This is a genomic window from Clostridium sp. CTA-1, assembly GCF_054768215.1.
On record NZ_BAAAAP010000005.1, the window covers coordinates 18194 to 36814 of the forward strand.

The window sequence follows — 18621 nt, forward strand, 5'->3', positions numbered from 1 at the left end:
CCCCTTTAAGATAAAGACAACTTATCAAGTTATTAAAATTTTAAACCTGGGATAAGACCTCTATTTCATCATTGGGTTTAATAAAGCCTTCCTTTAATACTTTTGTAAAAATCCCTTCTCTAGGCATTATGCAATCTCCTATAAGATTTCTTATTTCACATCCTGCATGACATTCCTTACCTATTTGAGTTACCTCCATAAGTACTTCACCTATTTTTAATTTAGTTCCAATAGGTAATTCATACAAAATCAAGCCCTCTGTAGTTATATTTTCTGCAAATTTACCTGTACATAGTCCTTGAAGACCTAACTTTTTCATTTTATCTATACTTTCTGTACCTAAAAGACTTACTTGTCTATGCCAGTTTCCAGCATGAGCATCTCCCACAAGACCGTGATCCACTTTAAATAACCCTTTATCTATAGGATGTTTTATCTCACCTTTTTTTTCACTTATATTAACTGCTATTACCTTTGCCATGTTATGATTCCTCCCTTTGAAATAATCCTGATTTTCCACCATTTTTTTTCATAAGTTTTACATTTGATATTATCATTTCTCTGTCTACAGCTTTACACATATCATATATAGTTAGAGCTGCTACTGTAACTGCAGTTAAAGCTTCCATTTCTACTCCTGTTTTCCCTGTATTTTTTACTGAGCATGTTATATCTATGTTATTGTTTTCAAAATCAAAATGAAAATTTATGTCACAACCATTTATCATTATGGGATGACACATGGGTATAATATTAGCGGTATTTTTTGCTGCCATAATACCTGCTACTTGAGCCACAGATAGCACATCTCCCTTTGATATAGTACCTTCTTTTATTTTATTTAAAGTTTCTCTCTTCATATTTATATGCCCATAGGCAATAGCCTCTCTTTTTGTATCTCCTTTACTGCCTACATCCACCATTTTTGCTCTTCCTTGCTTATTTATATGTGTTAAATTCATAAACTAGCCTCCAATCTGATACATCATTTTTTTGCTTTTACTTTTTTCTTCTTCTATCATATGATGTTCTAAGGGTTTATTATAAATAGCTTCATTTATCTTAGATAAAAGTGCTTGGTTATTTCCTACATAGTTTTTAAGATTTACTTCCTTTTCAGAATGAAGGCAAGGTTTCAATGTGCCCTCTGCAGTTAATCTTACTCTATTACAGCCACTACAAAATTTGCAACTCATAGGACTTATAAACCCAATATTTTCTTTAGATTCTTTAAATTTATATAATAGAGCCGTACTACTTTTATCAGTTTCCACAGGTATAAGATCTGTATTCTTGGATATTATTTCTTCTGAGCTTATATAACTATCTTTGTATAATTTTCTGCCTTCTCCTATAGGCATAAGTTCTATAAATCTTACGGATATGGGATATTCCTTTGTTAAATTCATAAAATCCTCTATTTCATCATCATTTATGCCCTTCATTATTACTGTATTAATTTTTATTGGTCTTATACCGATGGATAAAGATTTTTCAATGCTTTTAAAAACTTTATTAATATCCCCACCTCTTGTAATGCTCTTAAATCTATCTTCTTTTAAAGAATCAAGACTTATATTAACTCTTTTAAGACCAGCTTTTTTTAAATCCTCTACTCTATCTTCTAAAAGTGTAGCATTGGTAGTCATAGCAATATCCTTAATGGAACTTATTTTCGATGTATTGTAGATTAATTTATCTATATCTTTAAGTATAAGAGGCTCTCCACCTGTGAATCTAATTTTATCTATTCCTAATAAAGAAGCTTCTTTAACTACATTAAAAATCTCTTCATATCTCATTATATTATCATGTTCTTTTTTAACAATACCTTCAGGAGGCATACAATAAACACATCTTAAATTACATCTATCTGTTACAGATACTCTTAAATAGTTAATTTTTCTTCCATGCTTGTCTAACATTAACTTCCTCCTTTGTATAAAAATAATATTAATTAATATTTAGCTTTGTAAAAACTAAAATTATTTATTCTCTTTATAGTAAAATAATATTGCCTGCCTCACTATAATCATATCCACCTAGCTCCTCTAATTTCTCTTTAAATTTATCAGCTTTTATAATATTTATAAGTTCTTTTATAGATGGCATATCTAAAAACTCTTGAAAGATTGCTAAATCATATTCTTCACTGCAAACTGGTATAAAATCTAGCCCCATCATATTTGCTGCAGAATATACTCCAAGTCCACAATGAGCATCTCCATTTAAAATAGCTGCGGCCACTTGTAAATGAGTATACTCTTCCCTTTCATAACCCCGTATTTCTCTAGGATTTATATTTAATTTTCTAAGATTATAATCAAAAAGAAGTCTTGTACCTGCTCCCCTTTGTCTATTTACAAATTTTAATTTTTTATCCCTTATATCTTTAATAGAAGTAATACTGTTAGGATTTCCTTTAGGAACCATAATTCCTTGAATTCTTTTTACGCACTTTATAAGAGCCATAGGTCTATTACCAATATATTTTTTAATGTAGCTTACATTGTATTCTCCGCTTTCCATATCTAAAAGATGTATAGGAGCTATATGGGTTTCACCATTTTTAAGTGCCATTATTCCTCCCATACTACCTACATGAGCAGAGGATAAATAATATCCACCCTGTTTTACATGAATTAAATCTGCTATAACATCTATGATAGGATCATGACTTCCTATACAAACTATAGTATTATTTATTTCCTCTTCATCCTTTAGAAGTTTTATATCTACTTCCGTTCCTTTTTCGATACCTTCCACATTTTGTGGAACTTCAAGTATTCCATCTGCTCTAACAAGAGACATGGTGGCGCCAGCTCCCCTATTTAAAGGTGTGGCTACTATTTTTTCTCCTACTTTACCTAATTTTATCCTAATAAATTCAACATATTTTAATGAAGACATAACCCTTTTAGATAATATCGCTTTAATTTTTTTATATTTGTAGGGTTTTTCCCCTGCAAATTTTTCCACAATAGGTCTTACAAAGTTTTCCATAATAACATAGGCTGACACAGGATATCCAGGTATTCCTATAACAGGTTTATTATCTATCTTTCCTAAAATAACCGGTTTTCCTGGCTTTATAGCTACTCCATGTATATATACCTTACCTAAATCTTCTATAATTTTAGCTGTGTAATCCTCTCTTCCTGCAGAGGAACCAGCGTTTACAAGAACTATATCACATTCTTTTACTGCCTTTTTTATAGTAGCTTTAATTTTTTCATAATTATCTTTAACTATTTCATACCTTTTAGCAATACCACCATACTGAAAGATCTGTGCTGCAAAGGTTCTTGAATTAAAATCTATTATATCTCCTACTTTTAAATTATTACCTGGCTCTACAAGCTCTGTGCCAGTTGGAATTATACCTACCACAGGTTTTTTATAAACTTCTACTTCATTTACTCCTCCAGCAATCATTGCTGAAATATCCACAGGTCTTATCTTATGATAGGAAGGAACTATAAGGGATTTCTCCACTATATCCTCTCCTAAAGGTCTTATGTTTTCATAAGGGGCTATACTTTTATATATTTCCACCCTTTTATCATCTACTTTAATTAAATCTTCCACCATTATCACAGAATCATACTCTCTAGGTATAGGATCTCCCGTATCTACCACTATATAATCCTTTTCTTCTTCTAAAGCTATATGATTCTTTTCATTTGCACCTAAGGTTTTTTCGCTATTAACTGCGATACCATCCATAGCTGAAGAATTGTAGAAAGGAGAAGATATATTAGAATATATAGGTGATGCTGTTATTCTACCACTTGAATATTCTGTATTTACAAATTCCTTTTGTTTTTTTATGCTTATCTTACTAAAATAAAGTTTTAATGCCTCTTCAATTTCATAATTTGAAAGATAAATATTTTGCCCCATACTAAAACCTCCTAAAATCTATATACAAAAACCTTTTCATCCTTCTTTATTCCCTCAAGATTCTTATCTATTTTTATAAAACCATAAGCCTTAGAAAAACCACTTATAAGTCCAGACTTAGAAAATACAGGTGATGCAATTATTTCATCTCCTTCCCAATTTAATGTTACTGGCAAATATTCTTCTCTTCCCTTTGCACTATGATAATTTATATTAAACTTACAAATTATAGGGAAAACCTCTTCTTTAGCACCTGCAATTTTATCTATATAATGTTTAACTATAATCTTATATACAATAGCTGCTGACAGAGGATGTCCTGGTAGTCCAAAAACTATTTTATCCTTAGCCTTTCCTATAATAGTTGGTTTACCAGGTTTTATTGCTATTCCATGAACAAAAACTCCAGGATCTCCCAAACTATTTATGACATCTATGGTTACATCTTTTTTTCCTACAGAACTCCCCCCGGATATAAGTACAATATCCGTATCTTCTATAGCTTTTTCTACTGTATTTTTTAAAAGATTAAAATCATCTCTTATAATTCCATAATTTATAGGAATACCTCCATCTTCAATAATGGAAGCCTGTAAAAGATAAGAATTTATATCTCTAACCTGGCCTAATTTTGGTTCTTTATTAGGATCTATTATCTCATCTCCTGTAGATATTATAGCTACTTTAGGTTTTCTACATACAGGCACTTTAGTTATTCCAAGACTAGATAATACCCCTATTTCATAGGGTCTTAATCTTTTACCTTTTTTTATTATTACTTCCTCTTTAGCTATATCTTCACCTATTTCTACTACCTTTTCACCATAGGCTGTAGGTTTATTTATAAGTACTGTATCCTCATGAACTCTTTCTGTATATTCCACCATGACTACAGAATCTGCACCTTCTGGAATCATACCTCCCGTTGGAACATACACACAATCCCCAGGGAAATCCATATTAACTTCAGGAATTTTTCCCATGAGAACTTCCCCCTTATAGTTCATCATAGCGGGCATACTTTCACTAGCACCTGCTACATCTTTAGAGTTTACAGCATATCCATCTACGGTAGATCTTCTAAAATTAGGTACATTTATTTGAGAAATTATATCCTCATATATAACCCTGTCCATACTATTTAAAAGCTCCACTTCTTCCTTTATTGGTTTTACATTAAAATTTTTTTCTATAAGATCTTTAGCCTCTTTAATAGATACAACATTAAATAAGTCCACTTAATATTACCTCCTTAAACCAATCTATCTAGCACATTCTGATGCCTCACCTAATAGAATCTCTATTCCATGAGGTATAGCCCCTAATACTGCCTGCAAATTTTCTACTGCAGCTTTTGGGCTTCCTGGAAGGTTTATTATAAGAGAATCTTTTCTAATTCCAGCAATTCCTCTAGAAAGTATGGCCTTTGGCGTTATAGAAAGGGAACTGGCCCTCATAGCTTCACCAAAACCTGGTACATGTTTTTCAATAACCTTTTCTGTAGCCTCTGGAGTTACATCTCTTTTAGAAAAGCCTGTACCTCCATTAGTAATAATAAGATTTACTTTCTTTTCATCACATAACTTTATAAGCTCTTCACTTATAATATTGATTTCATCTGGTATTATTTTATACTCCTCTACTTTATATCCTTCTTTTTCTAAAATATCCTGTAGCACCTTTCCTGTTTCGTCTTTTCTCTCGCCCTTTGAACTCTTATCACTTATTGTAACAATAGCAGTCTTTATCATAGTTATACCCCCTTATACTCTGTTTTCTCACTTGTTTAACATCATCTTAACTTTAGCATTCTTAGGATCATTAAATATAATATCTTTTTCACCCTGTTCTATAATTTTACCCTTATCCATAAATATTACATAATCTGCAATTCTCTCTGCTTGATAAAAATCATGAGTTACAAAAATCACGGTTCTTTTATCTTCCATAATATCTTTAATTAAAGTTTCAGAAGCTAAAGTGCTTTCTATATCCATACTTGCAGTAGGTTCATCTAATATTATAACATCACTTTCTAATATAACCGTTCTAAGTAAGGCTACCTTTTGAGTTTCTCCTCCAGATAATTTTTTTCCGTTTTTATTAAGAATTTCATTTATATTAAAATATTTTATGTATTTTTCAAACCTAGCATCAATAGTTTTTTTAGGTGTTTTTCTAAATTTAAGTCCCATTATAATATTTTCACCTGCAGAACAATTAAATAAAAGCGGTCTTTGATTCATCATAGAAATTTTATCTTTTACTTTATTAAAATCTTTTCCATCATAAATAATTTCCCCTTCATTTAATTTATTAAATCCTGCTATGCTTTGTAATAAAGTACTTTTTCCACTTCCATTTAATCCTAATATTCCATATATACCTCCCTCTTTAAAAACCATATGCTCTATATCTAATACTTTTCTACCAGCATACTCTTTTACTGCATTAACTACCTCTATTTTCAAAAACTTTCACTCCCTTGAAAAAAATGAAGAATAGCATTAATTATAAAAGATATAACTAGTAATATTCCTCCTATTGCTAAAGCTTCATTAAAATTACCTTTGCCTGTCTCCAATGCAATATATGTGGTCATAACCCTTGTAAATCCTTTAATGTTTCCTCCTACTATCATAACTGCACCAACTTCAGATATAGCTCTTCCAAAGGCTGCTGTTACAACTGATAATAATTGTATCTTGTTTTCTTTTATAATAATTAAAAAGGTTTGAAATCTATTAGCTCCTAATGTGGTACATGTATTTTTTATATCTTTACCATTTTTCATTATAATAGATATGCTAAGACCAAATACTATAGGAAATATAAGTGATGTCTGGGCTATTATCATAGCGGTAGGAGTAAACAATAATTCAAATTCACCTAAAGGTCCCTTTCTCGATAATAAAAGATAAACCAATAATCCCATAAGAACTGGTGGTATACTCATTAAAGTATGATTAATTTGAATTATAATCTTTTTTAATTTAAAGTTTAATAAAGCACAGGGAATGCCTAAAAGCATTCCCAATATTGAAGCGATTAAAGTTGAAGTTAATGAAACATAAAGAGACATTAATACCACAGGAATAATTTCTTTTAAATTTATTATATTAAAAATTTCCTGCTCCATGATATCACCTATTTCTTTCCGTTAGCTACAAAAAGTGCTTGTCCGTATTTTTCTTTTCCATACTCTCCTATAAGTTTTTGCCCTTTATCAGAAAGCATCCAATCTATATATTCTCTGGCTTCCTTTTCTTTAATTTTATTTTTTTCAGTATTTAACATTATAACTCCATACTGATTATATAAATCATTACTTTTTTCAGTTACAATTACTAAATCTAATTTATCCTTCATAGACAAATAAGTAGCTCTATCTGTTAAAGTATAGGCCTTTTTTTCATTTGCCATCTGTAATACTGCTCCCATACCTTTACCTGCACTTATATACCATTCTCCCTTAGGATCTACTTTAATATCTTTCCAAAGCTTCTTTTCTTTAGTATGGGTTCCTGATTCATCTCCTCTAGAAACAAAACTAGCTTTACTTTCACTAATTAATTTAAGAGCTTCTGCTGCATTATTAGGAGCTTTTTCTTTTAACTTTGCAGTATCTTCCTTTGGACCAACTATAATAAAATCATTGTACATAACATCATGTCTTTCAGTACCATAACCTTTTTTAATAAACTCTTCTTCTTTAGCTTTGGCATGAACTAAAAGACAATCTGCATCACCATTTTGTCCAAGTTTAAGAGCTTCACCAGTTCCCTTTGCAACTACTTTAACATCTATTCCTGTATCCTTTTTAAACTCAGGAAGCAAATAATCTAAAAGTCCTGAATCTTGAGTACTGGTAGTTGTAGCCAGTATCATAGTCCTACTCTTATCCTTTTCCTTAGTACTTTCTGTGGAATTACTTTTATCACAGGCCACTAAACTTAATGTTAAAAAAATACTAGATAAAAGTAACAAAAGTTTTTTCATGAAAACATCCCCCTCATTGTACTTGCTAAGTATATAGAATATTCTGTATTTTCCGTATATTAAATTATAAAAAATACAAAATATTATATACTCTACATTATATAATATTTTGTACCATTATAACACATTTTTATATTATTTTTTTATAAATCTACTAAATTTATAATTTTTGTTCCATTTTGGATCATTTTATTTTTAAACTCTATATCAATTTAACATTAACTAATAAATTTATAATATATCATTCCTACTACATCTGCTATAATCCACCCTATAGGAATTGCCCACCAAATTCCCTTTAATCCTAAATAAGGAGCTGTAATAAAAGCAAGAGCCACTCTAAGACCAAGGGATATTATTGTCAAGACTATGGACATCTTAACCTTGCCTAAACCTCTATATAAACCATAAAACATAAATAAGTAACCTATGAAACAATAAAATGTACATACAATTCGTAAATACTGTACTCCTATTTTTATAACCTGGGTTTCTGTAGAATTTATAAATATTAGCATAAACTTATCTGCCATAATCCATACAACTAAAGATATAAAAATACAAAATATAGTTATAATCTTTAAAGATACTTTGATACCACTTTTGATTCTTTCATCTTTCTCTGCTCCTTTGTTTTGCGCAATATAGGTAGAGAAAGCATTTCCAAAATCTTGTACAGGCATATAAGCAAAGGAATCAATCTTAACTGCTGCTGCAAAGGCTGCCATAGGAGCTATACCAAAGGAATTTACCAATCCCTGTATCATTAATATTCCAAAATTCATAATAGATTGTTGTATTGATGTAAGCAAGGAATAACTGGCAGTTAGTTTAAATATTTCTTTATCAAATTTAATTTCACTTAGTTTAAACTCTAAGAAATCTAGCTTTTTTATACAATATACAATACACAAAATAGCCGAAACAAATTGGGCAATAACCGTAGCTAGAGCTGCACCAGATACACCCATATTAAAAGTAATTACAAATACAAGATCTAATACTATATTTATAATAGCAGCTAAAATCAAAAAATATAATGGCACTTTAGAATTTCCAAGAGCCCTTAAAAGACCTGCTGCCCAATTATATAAAAAGGTGAAAAATATACCACTAAATATTATCTTAAGATAACTTCTAGTATCTACAAATAACTCTTTAGGAATTTTCATAAATAAAATAATCTGATCTACAAATATTAAGGATAATCCACTTATTACAATAGAGGTAATTCCTATAAAAATAAAGGATGTAGATATACTAGCCTTTAGCTTATTTATTTTTTTACCTCCAAAAAATTGTGAAAACACAATAGAAGTGCCCATGCATAATCCTAGCAAAATTGATGTTATAAAAACCATAATAGCAAAGGAAGAGCCTACAGCGGCTAAAGCCTTTGTACCTATAAATTTCCCTACTATTATTGAATCTACAACATTATATAATTGCTGAAATATATTTCCTACTATCATAGGTAATGAAAATTTAAGTATTACTTTTAAAGGAGAGCCCTTAGTTAAATCCTTAGTTGTGCTACTCATTATTCTTCTCCAAATCTAATGTATGAATCAAAAGCTCCTGGGGTAAGTTTGGCAAAAGAAGCTTGTCCTTACAAGAATGTGTATTAAATTTCATAATTTTTTTAACTTCAACATGAGAAGTTAAAGAATAAACCTTTTGGGCATCACCTAAAGATATGCTTTTTAATATTGAATTTTTTGTTTCTAATATAATCATTCCCTCTTCATCCTATCTTCTTTATCTTTAAGAAAATTAGAAAATAATTTCTATTTCATAACATAAAAAGTTTTATATTATTTTTTTAATATTATTTTATTTCCAATGTTTAGTTTATCATAGGATGCTATATATTTGAACACTTACTTTTAAATCTTATGTGATGTTGCTCCATAAAAATACTAAATCATAAGCAAATTTTAATAATAACTACTTTGTTAAATTTATTCATCTAAAATTTATAAATAATTTGTTTTTAAACTATTCCAAATTTTCATTGTATATAATGCTAATATACTTATTGATAAACAAAGTATTATAACACTTAATGAAGATTCTTTATAACTTATGCCCATATAACTATAAATGGATGTTATTGGTATGTTAGAAATAATTATTGTTAATATATATCTTATATAGCTTAACCCCACTGATGAGGATAAAAAGCATACCACATCTGTAGGTGCTATAGGGCATACTATGCCCAAGGCTAAAAATCTAAAATTATATTTTTTTATTAATGGCTCTATGTAATCATACTTCTTTTTAATTAAATTTTTTATATTCCAATTAGAAAATACTTTAGCTATCACATATATTAATGTTTCACTTAGAATCATTCCTGTCATAGATAATAAAAATCCATTAATTGTTCCAAATAAAGTACCTCCTAATATTATTAATGTAAATCCTGGCAATAAAATCGGCAGTCTTACTATCCATAGTAAAACAAAAATAATCATTATTCCTGCTTTATTTGAATTTAAATAACCCTTCATAATTTCTATAGTAAGTGATATAAAATCATACTTATTAAAGATGTATATTGATATAATCCATACTATACATAAAGCAAAAAGTAAGTATTTTTTATTTATCTTCATAACTATCTCCTCCTACTATTTTTAAATATAAGTATAAAAAGTCACATTTTTTTATTTTTTATAATATAGCTATGATTGTTAATACTTATTACCTAGTTGATAAAATTAGAAACTTTTAATATCTGATTTTTATAAAAAATTGAGAATAAAAAATGAAATGATTTTGTATAAGCACTTGCTTCTGAAAGATACTAATTTCTCCTAAAAGATAAGGACTTCTAAAAAACTTCTAAAAATTTTTTACTAATAAAAAAGATTCCAAGAACTTTGTTAATAAGATTCAAATGGAGAGACTATCTGTCATAATCAAACTCCATCTGAATCTAAAAGTCACTTAATAAACACTAAATTTGAGTATTTTTTAATTTTACTTATTAAGTTAAAGGATCAGGCAAGCCTAATAAATTTATTTTAACAAGTTTAATTTTCTAGTTATAAACAATATAGATTACTTTTAAAGTTCTTATTTAACCTTAAACTTCTTATTGTCTAAATTTATAATTATATCAGACATAGATGCAATCTCTAAAGAGTGAGTTACCATTATTATGCATTTATTATCTTCATGAGCTAATTTCTGAAAAAGCTTTATTATATCTATAGAGGTTTTACTGTCCAAATTTCCAGTAGGCTCATCTGCCAATATAATTTTGGCATTTGTAGATAGAGCTCTTGCTACTGCTACCCTTTGTTGTTGTCCTCCACTAAGATTTAATACACTTCTATCTCCTTCTCCTCTTGTAAGCCCTACCTTTTCTATTAATTCATAAGCCTTTTGTTTTTTATCTGAAATTTCATTCTTGGTAATTTCCATAGCAGTAATAATATTTTGTATACCTGTCATGTAATTAATTAAATTGTATGCTTGAAATACTATTCCTATATATTGATTTCTATAGTTGGTTAAGCCAATTTTCTTTATATCCTTACCTTCATATAAAATTTCACCACTTTTAGGACTATCTAGTGCACTTGCCAAGGATAAAGCAGTAGTTTTTCCTGATCCAGAAGCTCCTAATATAGTGTAAAATTTCCCACCTTCAAAATTAAAATCTACACTATCCAAAATTACTAATTCTTTTCCTCCATCTTTATAGCTATAATTTACATTCTTAAATTCTAAAACTGCATTCATATATATCACCCCATCTATTCTCTTTTACTTAGTATAGTTTTAGGACTAAATCTTAGTACAGATATAGTTGGTATAGCTGCAGAGGCTATTACTATAAGTAATCCTATACCTGCTAATTTTTCTAAATCCTTTGAAGTTATAGAAACATCCATGTCTTTTACCACATCTGCATTTTTAATAGCATTACTATTCATTCTACCAGGACCTACTACCATAGGACCACGCCCACCAAAATTCTGATTTTCTTGCGTTGAAGATGATTCTGTTACTTTAATTTCATTTGCAAGTAAACTATCTCCTATTTTGTTAGCTGCTAAATTTCCTGTAAATGCAGAAGTAGCAAAAGCTATAGAAGCTACTAAAAGTACTTCAACTACTAGTTGAGAAATAACTTTAAATTTGCTTTCTCCCAGGGATAGTAATACTCCTATTTCATATTTTCTATCCTTAAGAGATAATGCTATTATAAGAACTAAGATCATTGCTCCTGCAATGGATACAGTTGCTACTAAAGTTTTTGAGAAGGATCCTACATTTTCAATAGGTCCTACCATTTGTGTATATAATTGATCATTAGCATCTAATGTATAGGTTTCTAAATCTATTTTCTTATTTTTTGCATATTCTCTGAAACTTTCTATATTATCAGCATTGTCCATAAAATATACTGCAGAAGTAATATTTTTACTATTAGTACTATCCCCAGTTGAAACCTTAGAAACTACATCATAAGGCATATATATTTTATTATATGGGTTTAAAAAATCCATATTTCTATTATCATTAGTACTTTCATCTGAATTTGCCTCATATATCCCCACAACTTCAAGTTCTAGTGTAGTATTTTCATCAATAGAAGCTACTTGTATTTTGCTTCCTACTTTTAAGCTATTTTCTTTAGCCAAATTTTTCTCAATTATAGCCACATTTTTTCCTGCATCATCTTTTGTAATTCCTCTACCTTCTGCGATTTTACTATCTCCATTCTTAAAATCTGATAAAAGATTTGTAGCTATAGTACCTGAAAAAGAAACCTCTGGCATAGTAGTAACATTAGTACCTGCCATTTTGAACATACCTTTTGGTTTTTCTTCACCTTCTTCGGAAGTAGTATCATCACTGCTTTCTTCGCTCTTTACATTTTCAAAGTTTTTAGCCAACCCAAAACCTGAAGAAATATAGTTATACTGAGTTACATGTTCATTATCCTTTAAAGTATCTGCAATATCTGTAGTTAAAGATGGTCTGCTGCTTGATCCTTCCTCCTTATTATTTCTTCTTTGTTCCATAAATTTTTGTTCATTAATTTTAAGTGTTACATCACTGCCTAATTTTTCTCTAGCTAATTCTGTGGATTTTTTTGTAGCAGTTTGTATCGATAAACCCACCAACACCATATTGGCAATTATTAAGAGTACAACAAATAATATCAAAGACTTTATTTTCTTTTTTGATATACTAAGCATAGCTCTCTTTAAAAAATTCATATTATATAACCTCCTAAGTCTTATAAATTTCTTACAAAGGTTATTCTAATAAAGCTTTATGTGTTTTTTGTGAAGTTAATTTGTTTTTTATATAAAATATAAATTCCTTTATATATAAAAATCATATTAATTAAAATTCTATATGTTGTTAAAATTCTATATAACTAAAGTTTTAATTCATGTTTTCTATATTTATTTTTATTACAAAAAATATCCTAAAATCATAATAAAATAATAAGATATTTGTAAAATATGCTATAATAACATTGTATTTCTCTAAAGAAATAGTTAAATATATATGAGTAATAAATAGGGGGATTATTTAATGAAAAGCATAAAAAGGGACTGTATAGTTTCAGGTATAGTTTGGATAATAATATTATTAACACTTCCCTATGAAGCTAAATTAAAATATATTGGATACTCTTTGGTAGGATTAATTATTGTTTTTATAACCTATAAATTTAGAAAAGATGATAAGTAGAATTGAGGATGTCTAAAAATAGCCTTAATTTTAAAACCGTAAATATAAATAATACATTCATAAAGCAATTCATTTTGCTAAGCAGTTCTAAATTTTACTCCATTAAAAATTTTTTACCCAGTAAAAGAGGCAACCTCCTCTGGCTTCACCACTGACTCCTCACGTCCTGTGAGGAATTACAAAAATTTTTAATTCCGTCAAATTAAGAACTACTAAAGCTCATTCATATGTTTATTACATATATTATTTATATTTACTATATTAAAATTAAGGCTATTTTTGTTTTGAGATACTCTCATTTTTTATATTTAAATAATATGTTTTATATGATTAATTCTTCAAAGTAATTATTAATCATAATAAAACTTTATTTTTCAATAAACTTGGTCAATTCCTTGTTAAACTTTTCTTTTTGATCGTAGAATAACCCATGACCGCTCTCTTCAAATGGTACAAGTTTTGAATTTTTAATTCCTTTTTTTTGTGCTTCAGCTAATGGGAATAGACAAACCTTGTCATGGATCCCATGAAGAATTAGAGTTGGAACTTTTATTTTCTTAAGATCAGAAAATAACCCTTCTTCATCTAACCATGTGTTTGCAATTTCTGCAGTAGCCCAGCCTGCCGCCTGTAATCCTAATTGGAAGAACCAATCGGAGAAAGGCTTAGTTATATATTTGAAAAAAAATATATCTCCAAAGTCTTGCAACATTTTTGGACGATCATTATATGTTCCTTCAATAATTTTATCCACAGCCTCCCTTTCTAAACCATAAGGGAAATATGGACGCTTAATAAGACTAGGAGCCGCAGCTGCACAAAGAACAAGTTTAGATACACCATATCCACTATGCCTTGCCATATATCTAATAGCAATGGCTCCTCCTGTAGAATGACCTAACAACGTAACGTTCTTTAATTTAAGTGCTTCAACTACACATCGAACATCATCTGATAATCGATCATATGAGTAGCCCCTAAAAGGCTTATCGGATTCGCCAAATCCTCTCTGATCTATACCTATACATCGATACCCCATTTTAGGAAGCTGATCAAATTGATATTCAAACAGCTTATGACTTCCGGGCCATCCATGTAGAAATAGAATTGTTTTTTTCCCTTCTGGATTAAGATCCTCTACATAAAGTTTTACATTTGGTTCTACTTTAACATAACATCCCATACAAATACCTCTTATAATAAAATTCTTTCATTATAAGTTTATTCTATTAATCAGAAATAAGTGAATTTTATTTATTATTTAAAAGTACCCAACCCACCTTTTGTTATATAAAAAGATTTACACCTTAATATATTCTTCATTATTGGACATAAATAAACCACCTTTTATAGTTAATTAATTTTATACTATAAAGGGTGATTCTTTATTATTTTTTATAAAAATTTAAAAGTTACCATTTATATGTGAACTTAATAAATATAGCATAATACTTTTACTCCATATTCAAATTGCCAAATTGGGCATGGTAAAGCTGTTCATAATATCCCTTCTTCTCTAGCAACTCATTGTGTGTTCCTTGCTCCACGATATTTCCATCTCTCATTACCAGGATTAAATCTGCATTTTTAATTGTAGACAATCTGTGGGCGATTACAAAGGAAGTTCTCCCCTTCATAATTTTTCTCATGGCATCCTGGAGTTTTTGTTCCAGCCTTGTATCCACGGAGCTAGTAGCTTCATCCAAAATCATGATAGGTGGATCGCAGAGAATAGACCTAGCTATAGTCAAAAGCTGTTTTTCTCCTTGAGAGATGTTACTGGCCTCTTCATTCAGTATCATGTTGTAGCCTTCGGGAAGTGTGGTAATAAAGTGGTGTACATTTGCTACCTTAGCTGCATTTATGATCTCTTCTTCCGTGGCGCCTTCTTTTCCATAGGCTATATTTTCTTTAATACTTCCATTAAAGAGCCAGGTATCCTGAAGAACCATTCCAAATTTTGCTCTTAAATCATCTCGCTTCATATGTTGAATATCTACACCATCTATCTTGATAGAACCACCAGTTACATCATAAAATCTCATAAGTAAATTGATTAATGTAGTTTTTCCTACTCCTGTAGGCCCTACTATAGCAACCATCTGGCCACTTTTTACTTGTACATTCAGATCGTGAAGTAAAGTTTTCTCCTTTGTATAAGAGAATTCTACATTTTCAAATGATACATTACCATGAACTTCTTTATCTGGTTTTACTAACTCCACTTCTTCGAATTCTTCCTCTTCATTTAAGAATTCAAAAACCCTGTGCACTGCAGCTACAGAAGACTGTATTGCTGAGGATAACTGAGTAATCTGAGACATAGGCTGATTTACCTGCCATATATAACGAATAAAAGCCTGAAGCTGTCCTACAGTAATAATTCCCCCAATGGCATAAAATGCACCTGCAATGGCTACGCATCCAATTCCAATATATGTTACAAAGGCTACAAGTGGAGACATTAAACCACTGATGAACTGAGCTTTAAAACCATTTTTACACAATTCTTCATTAGCATTCATAAATTCCGTCAATGCATCTTCCTGTTTACCGAATAATTTAATTTCATTAAAACCAGTAAATTTTTCTTGAACAATTCCATTTAAATGTCCTAGAGCATTTTGCTGCTTTTGAAATATCGGCTGGGATTTCTTCACAATTACCTTAGATATAATAACCGATACTAGGATAATTGCAATAGAAGATAGAGCCATTACCCATTGAATCTTAAACATCATAAATACCGCAAGGCTTAATCCTAAAATAGCATTTAAAATCTGAGCGAAGCTTTGTTGAAGAGCATTTGAAATGGTCTCCACATCGTTGGATACACGACTCAAAGTATCTCCCAAGGCATTTCTATCAAAATATGCAATGGGAAGTTTTCTAATTTTACCTTCCACATCATTTCTTAAATCCACCATAGCGCTTTGTATTGCATCCGTTAATAAGAACTGATAAGCACAGTTGCTTAAAGCTCCTGCAGCATAGACACAGATTAAAATTAAAATAATTCTATTGATCTTTGCAAAATCTACCCTTTGTCCTTTTGTAATATCGGAAAATAATTGAGTAGTAATCATCCCCTCTAAAGTAGGGCTTAATGCGATTAAGCAGGCCGCCACAATGATTAATAATATTGCTGAGATAATCTTTATGTTATATTTCTTTAAATATGGAATCAAACGTTTAATACCAGTATTTTTCTTTTTCATCGTTTCAATTCCTCCTTTGACATCTGGCTAGCGGCTATCTCATAATAAATTTTGCAGTTTCTTAGTAGCTGCTCATGAGTTCCTATACCAACCACTTCTCCTTCGTTCAATACAATAATTTTTGTGGCATCCATAATAGAAGATACTTTCTGAGCCACGATCAAAGTAATAGCATCTGTAGTTTCATTTTTTAATCTCTTTCTCAATTTAGCATCTGTTTTAGAATCCAATGCGGAAAAAGAATCATCAAATATATAAATGTCCGGCTTTCTTACAACGGCTCTTGCAATGCTCAACCTTTGTTTTTGTCCACCAGATACGTTGCTTCCTCCCTCTTCTATCATTTCCTCAAACTGGTCTGGCTTATCTTTGATAAAATCATAAGCTTGGGAAATTTTGGCGCTATGCTCTATTTCAGATTGCACCGCATTATGTTTTCCATAGCGGATATTTTCATTGATGCTACCAGAAAACAGCAGGGCTTTTTGTGGAATAAAACCGATTTTTTGACGTAATGATATTAAATCATATTTTCTAACATCTACTCCATCTACTTTAATACTACCTTTAGTTACATCATAAAATCTAGGAATAAGATTGATTAACGTACTCTTACCACTACCAGTACTTCCAATAAAAGCAACTTTCTCCCCTTTCTCTGCCTGAAAACTTATATCATGTAATACAGGAACTTCACCGTCAGGATATTGAAAGGTTACATGATCAAATTCTAAAGTTCCCCTTTCATCTCCATAGGTTACTGCATTTTCAGGATTTTTAATAACCGGCTCTTCCTCTAGAAGCTCTTGGATACGTCTAGCACTAATTTCTGCACGGGGATACATTACGAATATCATAGAAAACAGCATCATAGAAAACATGGCATGGAACATATATTCCTGGAATGCCACTAATTTTCCCACCTGTAGTGTTCCTGCATCAATCATTTTGCTAGATAGGATAAATACAATTACAACTGCAAGATTTAATAGCAGGAAGAAGGCTGGCTGAGCAATAGACATCAACTTAAATAACTTTTTTGCATTAGATGCATAATCTTCGTTGGCTTCGTAAAATCGCTTAGTTTCATAGCGATCTTTCCGGAATGCACGAATAACTCTAACTCCAGTTAAATTCTCTCTTGTAATTCGATTTAACCTGTCCATTCCCTTCTGTTGCCTAGTACTAATTGGATTACTGGTTCTAGCAATGAGATATACTCCAAAGCATATAATAGGAATACATCCTCCAATTACCATAGACAAAGTTACACTTGTCTTTATTACCATAAACATGCTGATTAAAATCATTATCGGCGTTAAAAAGGCCATTCTAAGTAGAACATTAATAAACTGCATGAGAATAAAAGCATCATTGGTGGTTCTGGTAATCATACTGGATACACCAAATTTATTATATTCCCTATGAGAAAATTCCTGGGCTTTTTTGAAAATGTCATTTCTAATATCTCTTGTAATTGAGGTACTCACCTTGGAACTACAATAGGCCAAAACAATATTCCCAATACCACCAATAATGGCCAAAATCAAAATGATAATACCCAGCTTATAAATATAGACTCTATCTTTCAATACAATGCCCCGGTCTATCATATTAGAGACAATTGTAGGAATTCCAAGCTCTGCTGCAGCAAATCCAAGCACCGCTAGGATGTTGCAAAATACGTATAGCTTATACTTTTTTAAATACTGTAAAATTAACTTCATATTCAACCTCTCTTTTGTCAGCGATTTTTTGTAAAATCAATCCTTGA

General features: G+C 30.2%; 18 protein-coding genes. 1 reads left to right on the top strand and 17 read right to left on the bottom strand.

What is annotated here, in order from left to right; genetic code table 11:
• Positions 1-40 precede the first annotated feature (40 nt).
• The 14 genes from ACYUEW_RS05105 to ACYUEW_RS05170 all read right to left on the bottom strand — a co-directional run bounded on the left by ACYUEW_RS05105 (position 41) and on the right by ACYUEW_RS05170 (position 13145).
• Entirely contained in the window at positions 41-481 is a 441-nt protein-coding gene (locus ACYUEW_RS05105) for an MOSC domain-containing protein (protein ID WP_003485773.1), read from the bottom strand.
• Position 482: 1 nt separating this feature from the next.
• The gene (gene moaC / locus ACYUEW_RS05110) at positions 483-962 is read right to left on the bottom strand and encodes a cyclic pyranopterin monophosphate synthase MoaC (RefSeq protein WP_460276334.1); all 480 of its coding nucleotides are present in this window, start codon (positions 960-962) and stop codon (positions 483-485) included.
• Positions 963-965: 3 nt separating this feature from the next.
• A complete protein-coding gene (gene moaA / locus ACYUEW_RS05115) occupies positions 966-1925 on the bottom strand; it encodes a GTP 3',8-cyclase MoaA (RefSeq protein ID WP_030035223.1) in 960 nt (319 codons plus the stop codon).
• A 73-nt stretch (positions 1926-1998) separates the two neighbouring features.
• Positions 1999-3903, bottom strand: a complete 1905-nt coding sequence (locus ACYUEW_RS05120) for a molybdopterin biosynthesis protein (RefSeq protein ID WP_460276335.1) — start codon at positions 3901-3903, stop codon at positions 1999-2001.
• 11 nt (positions 3904-3914) lie between these two features.
• The gene (locus tag ACYUEW_RS05125) at positions 3915-5141 is read right to left on the bottom strand and encodes a molybdopterin molybdotransferase MoeA (protein ID WP_460276336.1); all 1227 of its coding nucleotides are present in this window, start codon (positions 5139-5141) and stop codon (positions 3915-3917) included.
• 24 nt (positions 5142-5165) lie between these two features.
• Positions 5166-5654 carry a molybdopterin adenylyltransferase gene (gene mog, locus ACYUEW_RS05130; RefSeq protein ID WP_460276337.1) on the bottom strand — a complete coding sequence of 163 codons (489 nt, stop codon included), beginning with the start codon at positions 5652-5654 and terminating at the stop codon, positions 5166-5168.
• 27 nt (positions 5655-5681) lie between these two features.
• The gene (locus ACYUEW_RS05135; protein WP_460276338.1) at positions 5682-6374 is read right to left on the bottom strand and encodes an ATP-binding cassette domain-containing protein; all 693 of its coding nucleotides are present in this window, start codon (positions 6372-6374) and stop codon (positions 5682-5684) included.
• Positions 6371-7042: an ABC transporter permease gene (locus ACYUEW_RS05140; RefSeq protein WP_003496259.1), complete on the bottom strand. Its 672-nt coding sequence runs from the start codon at positions 7040-7042 to the stop codon at positions 6371-6373. The genes ACYUEW_RS05135 and ACYUEW_RS05140 overlap by 4 nt, the downstream gene beginning before the upstream one ends.
• Positions 7043-7050: 8 nt before the next feature.
• Entirely contained in the window at positions 7051-7902 is an 852-nt protein-coding gene (locus ACYUEW_RS05145) for an ABC transporter substrate-binding protein (protein WP_003485762.1), read from the bottom strand.
• A gap of 218 nt (positions 7903-8120) precedes the next feature.
• Positions 8121-9443, bottom strand: a complete 1323-nt coding sequence (locus ACYUEW_RS05150) for an MATE family efflux transporter (protein ID WP_003485760.1) — start codon at positions 9441-9443, stop codon at positions 8121-8123.
• Positions 9436-9639, bottom strand: coding sequence for a hypothetical protein (locus ACYUEW_RS05155; RefSeq protein ID WP_460276339.1), 204 nt, complete (start codon positions 9637-9639; stop codon positions 9436-9438). The genes ACYUEW_RS05150 and ACYUEW_RS05155 overlap by 8 nt, the downstream gene beginning before the upstream one ends.
• A gap of 239 nt (positions 9640-9878) precedes the next feature.
• Positions 9879-10523: a TVP38/TMEM64 family protein gene (locus ACYUEW_RS05160; protein WP_460276340.1), complete on the bottom strand. Its 645-nt coding sequence runs from the start codon at positions 10521-10523 to the stop codon at positions 9879-9881.
• A gap of 463 nt (positions 10524-10986) precedes the next feature.
• Entirely contained in the window at positions 10987-11658 is a 672-nt protein-coding gene (locus ACYUEW_RS05165; protein ID WP_003485753.1) for an ABC transporter ATP-binding protein, read from the bottom strand.
• 14 nt (positions 11659-11672) lie between these two features.
• Positions 11673-13145 carry an ABC transporter permease gene (locus tag ACYUEW_RS05170; protein WP_003485751.1) on the bottom strand — a complete coding sequence of 491 codons (1473 nt, stop codon included), beginning with the start codon at positions 13143-13145 and terminating at the stop codon, positions 11673-11675.
• 325 nt (positions 13146-13470) lie between these two features.
• Between ACYUEW_RS05170 and ACYUEW_RS05175 the strand changes: the two genes are divergently transcribed.
• Complete coding sequence (locus ACYUEW_RS05175) at positions 13471-13629, top strand: hypothetical protein (RefSeq protein WP_003485750.1); 159 nt, start codon at positions 13471-13473, stop codon at positions 13627-13629.
• Between the two features lie 367 nt (positions 13630-13996).
• Here the strand turns inward: ACYUEW_RS05175 and ACYUEW_RS05180 are convergent, their stop codons facing one another.
• The 3 genes from ACYUEW_RS05180 to ACYUEW_RS05190 all read right to left on the bottom strand — a co-directional run bounded on the left by ACYUEW_RS05180 (position 13997) and on the right by ACYUEW_RS05190 (position 18574).
• A complete protein-coding gene (locus tag ACYUEW_RS05180; RefSeq protein WP_043031950.1) occupies positions 13997-14812 on the bottom strand; it encodes an alpha/beta fold hydrolase in 816 nt (271 codons plus the stop codon).
• 271 nt (positions 14813-15083) lie between these two features.
• A complete protein-coding gene (locus ACYUEW_RS05185; protein WP_460276341.1) occupies positions 15084-16847 on the bottom strand; it encodes an ABC transporter ATP-binding protein in 1764 nt (587 codons plus the stop codon).
• Positions 16844-18574, bottom strand: coding sequence for an ABC transporter ATP-binding protein (locus ACYUEW_RS05190; protein WP_460276342.1), 1731 nt, complete (start codon positions 18572-18574; stop codon positions 16844-16846). The genes ACYUEW_RS05185 and ACYUEW_RS05190 overlap by 4 nt, the downstream gene beginning before the upstream one ends.
• Between the last annotated feature and the right edge of the window lie 47 nt (positions 18575-18621).

What these genes read in the sequence shown, in the direction of transcription:
- ACYUEW_RS05105 (WP_003485773.1), bottom strand. Translation starts at nt 481, where the DNA reads ATGGCAAAGGTAATAGCAGTTAATATAAGTGAAAAAAAAGGTGAGATA.
- moaC (WP_460276334.1), bottom strand. Translation starts at nt 962, where the DNA reads ATGAATTTAACACATATAAATAAGCAAGGAAGAGCAAAAATGGTGGAT.
- moaA (WP_030035223.1), bottom strand. Translation starts at nt 1,925, where the DNA reads ATGTTAGACAAGCATGGAAGAAAAATTAACTATTTAAGAGTATCTGTA.
- ACYUEW_RS05120 (WP_460276335.1), bottom strand. Translation starts at nt 3,903, where the DNA reads ATGGGGCAAAATATTTATCTTTCAAATTATGAAATTGAAGAGGCATTA.
- mog (WP_460276337.1), bottom strand. Translation starts at nt 5,654, where the DNA reads ATGATAAAGACTGCTATTGTTACAATAAGTGATAAGAGTTCAAAGGGC.
- ACYUEW_RS05140 (WP_003496259.1), bottom strand. Translation starts at nt 7,042, where the DNA reads ATGGAGCAGGAAATTTTTAATATAATAAATTTAAAAGAAATTATTCCT.
- ACYUEW_RS05145 (WP_003485762.1), bottom strand. Translation starts at nt 7,902, where the DNA reads ATGAAAAAACTTTTGTTACTTTTATCTAGTATTTTTTTAACATTAAGT.
- ACYUEW_RS05150 (WP_003485760.1), bottom strand. Translation starts at nt 9,443, where the DNA reads ATGAGTAGCACAACTAAGGATTTAACTAAGGGCTCTCCTTTAAAAGTA.
- ACYUEW_RS05155 (WP_460276339.1), bottom strand. Translation starts at nt 9,639, where the DNA reads ATGATTATATTAGAAACAAAAAATTCAATATTAAAAAGCATATCTTTA.
- ACYUEW_RS05160 (WP_460276340.1), bottom strand. Translation starts at nt 10,523, where the DNA reads ATGAAGATAAATAAAAAATACTTACTTTTTGCTTTATGTATAGTATGG.
- ACYUEW_RS05165 (WP_003485753.1), bottom strand. Translation starts at nt 11,658, where the DNA reads ATGAATGCAGTTTTAGAATTTAAGAATGTAAATTATAGCTATAAAGAT.
- ACYUEW_RS05170 (WP_003485751.1), bottom strand. Translation starts at nt 13,145, where the DNA reads ATGAATTTTTTAAAGAGAGCTATGCTTAGTATATCAAAAAAGAAAATA.
- ACYUEW_RS05175 (WP_003485750.1), top strand. Translation starts at nt 13,471, where the DNA reads ATGAAAAGCATAAAAAGGGACTGTATAGTTTCAGGTATAGTTTGGATA.
- ACYUEW_RS05180 (WP_043031950.1), bottom strand. Translation starts at nt 14,812, where the DNA reads ATGGGATGTTATGTTAAAGTAGAACCAAATGTAAAACTTTATGTAGAG.
- ACYUEW_RS05185 (WP_460276341.1), bottom strand. Translation starts at nt 16,847, where the DNA reads ATGAAAAAGAAAAATACTGGTATTAAACGTTTGATTCCATATTTAAAG.
- ACYUEW_RS05190 (WP_460276342.1), bottom strand. Translation starts at nt 18,574, where the DNA reads ATGAAGTTAATTTTACAGTATTTAAAAAAGTATAAGCTATACGTATTT.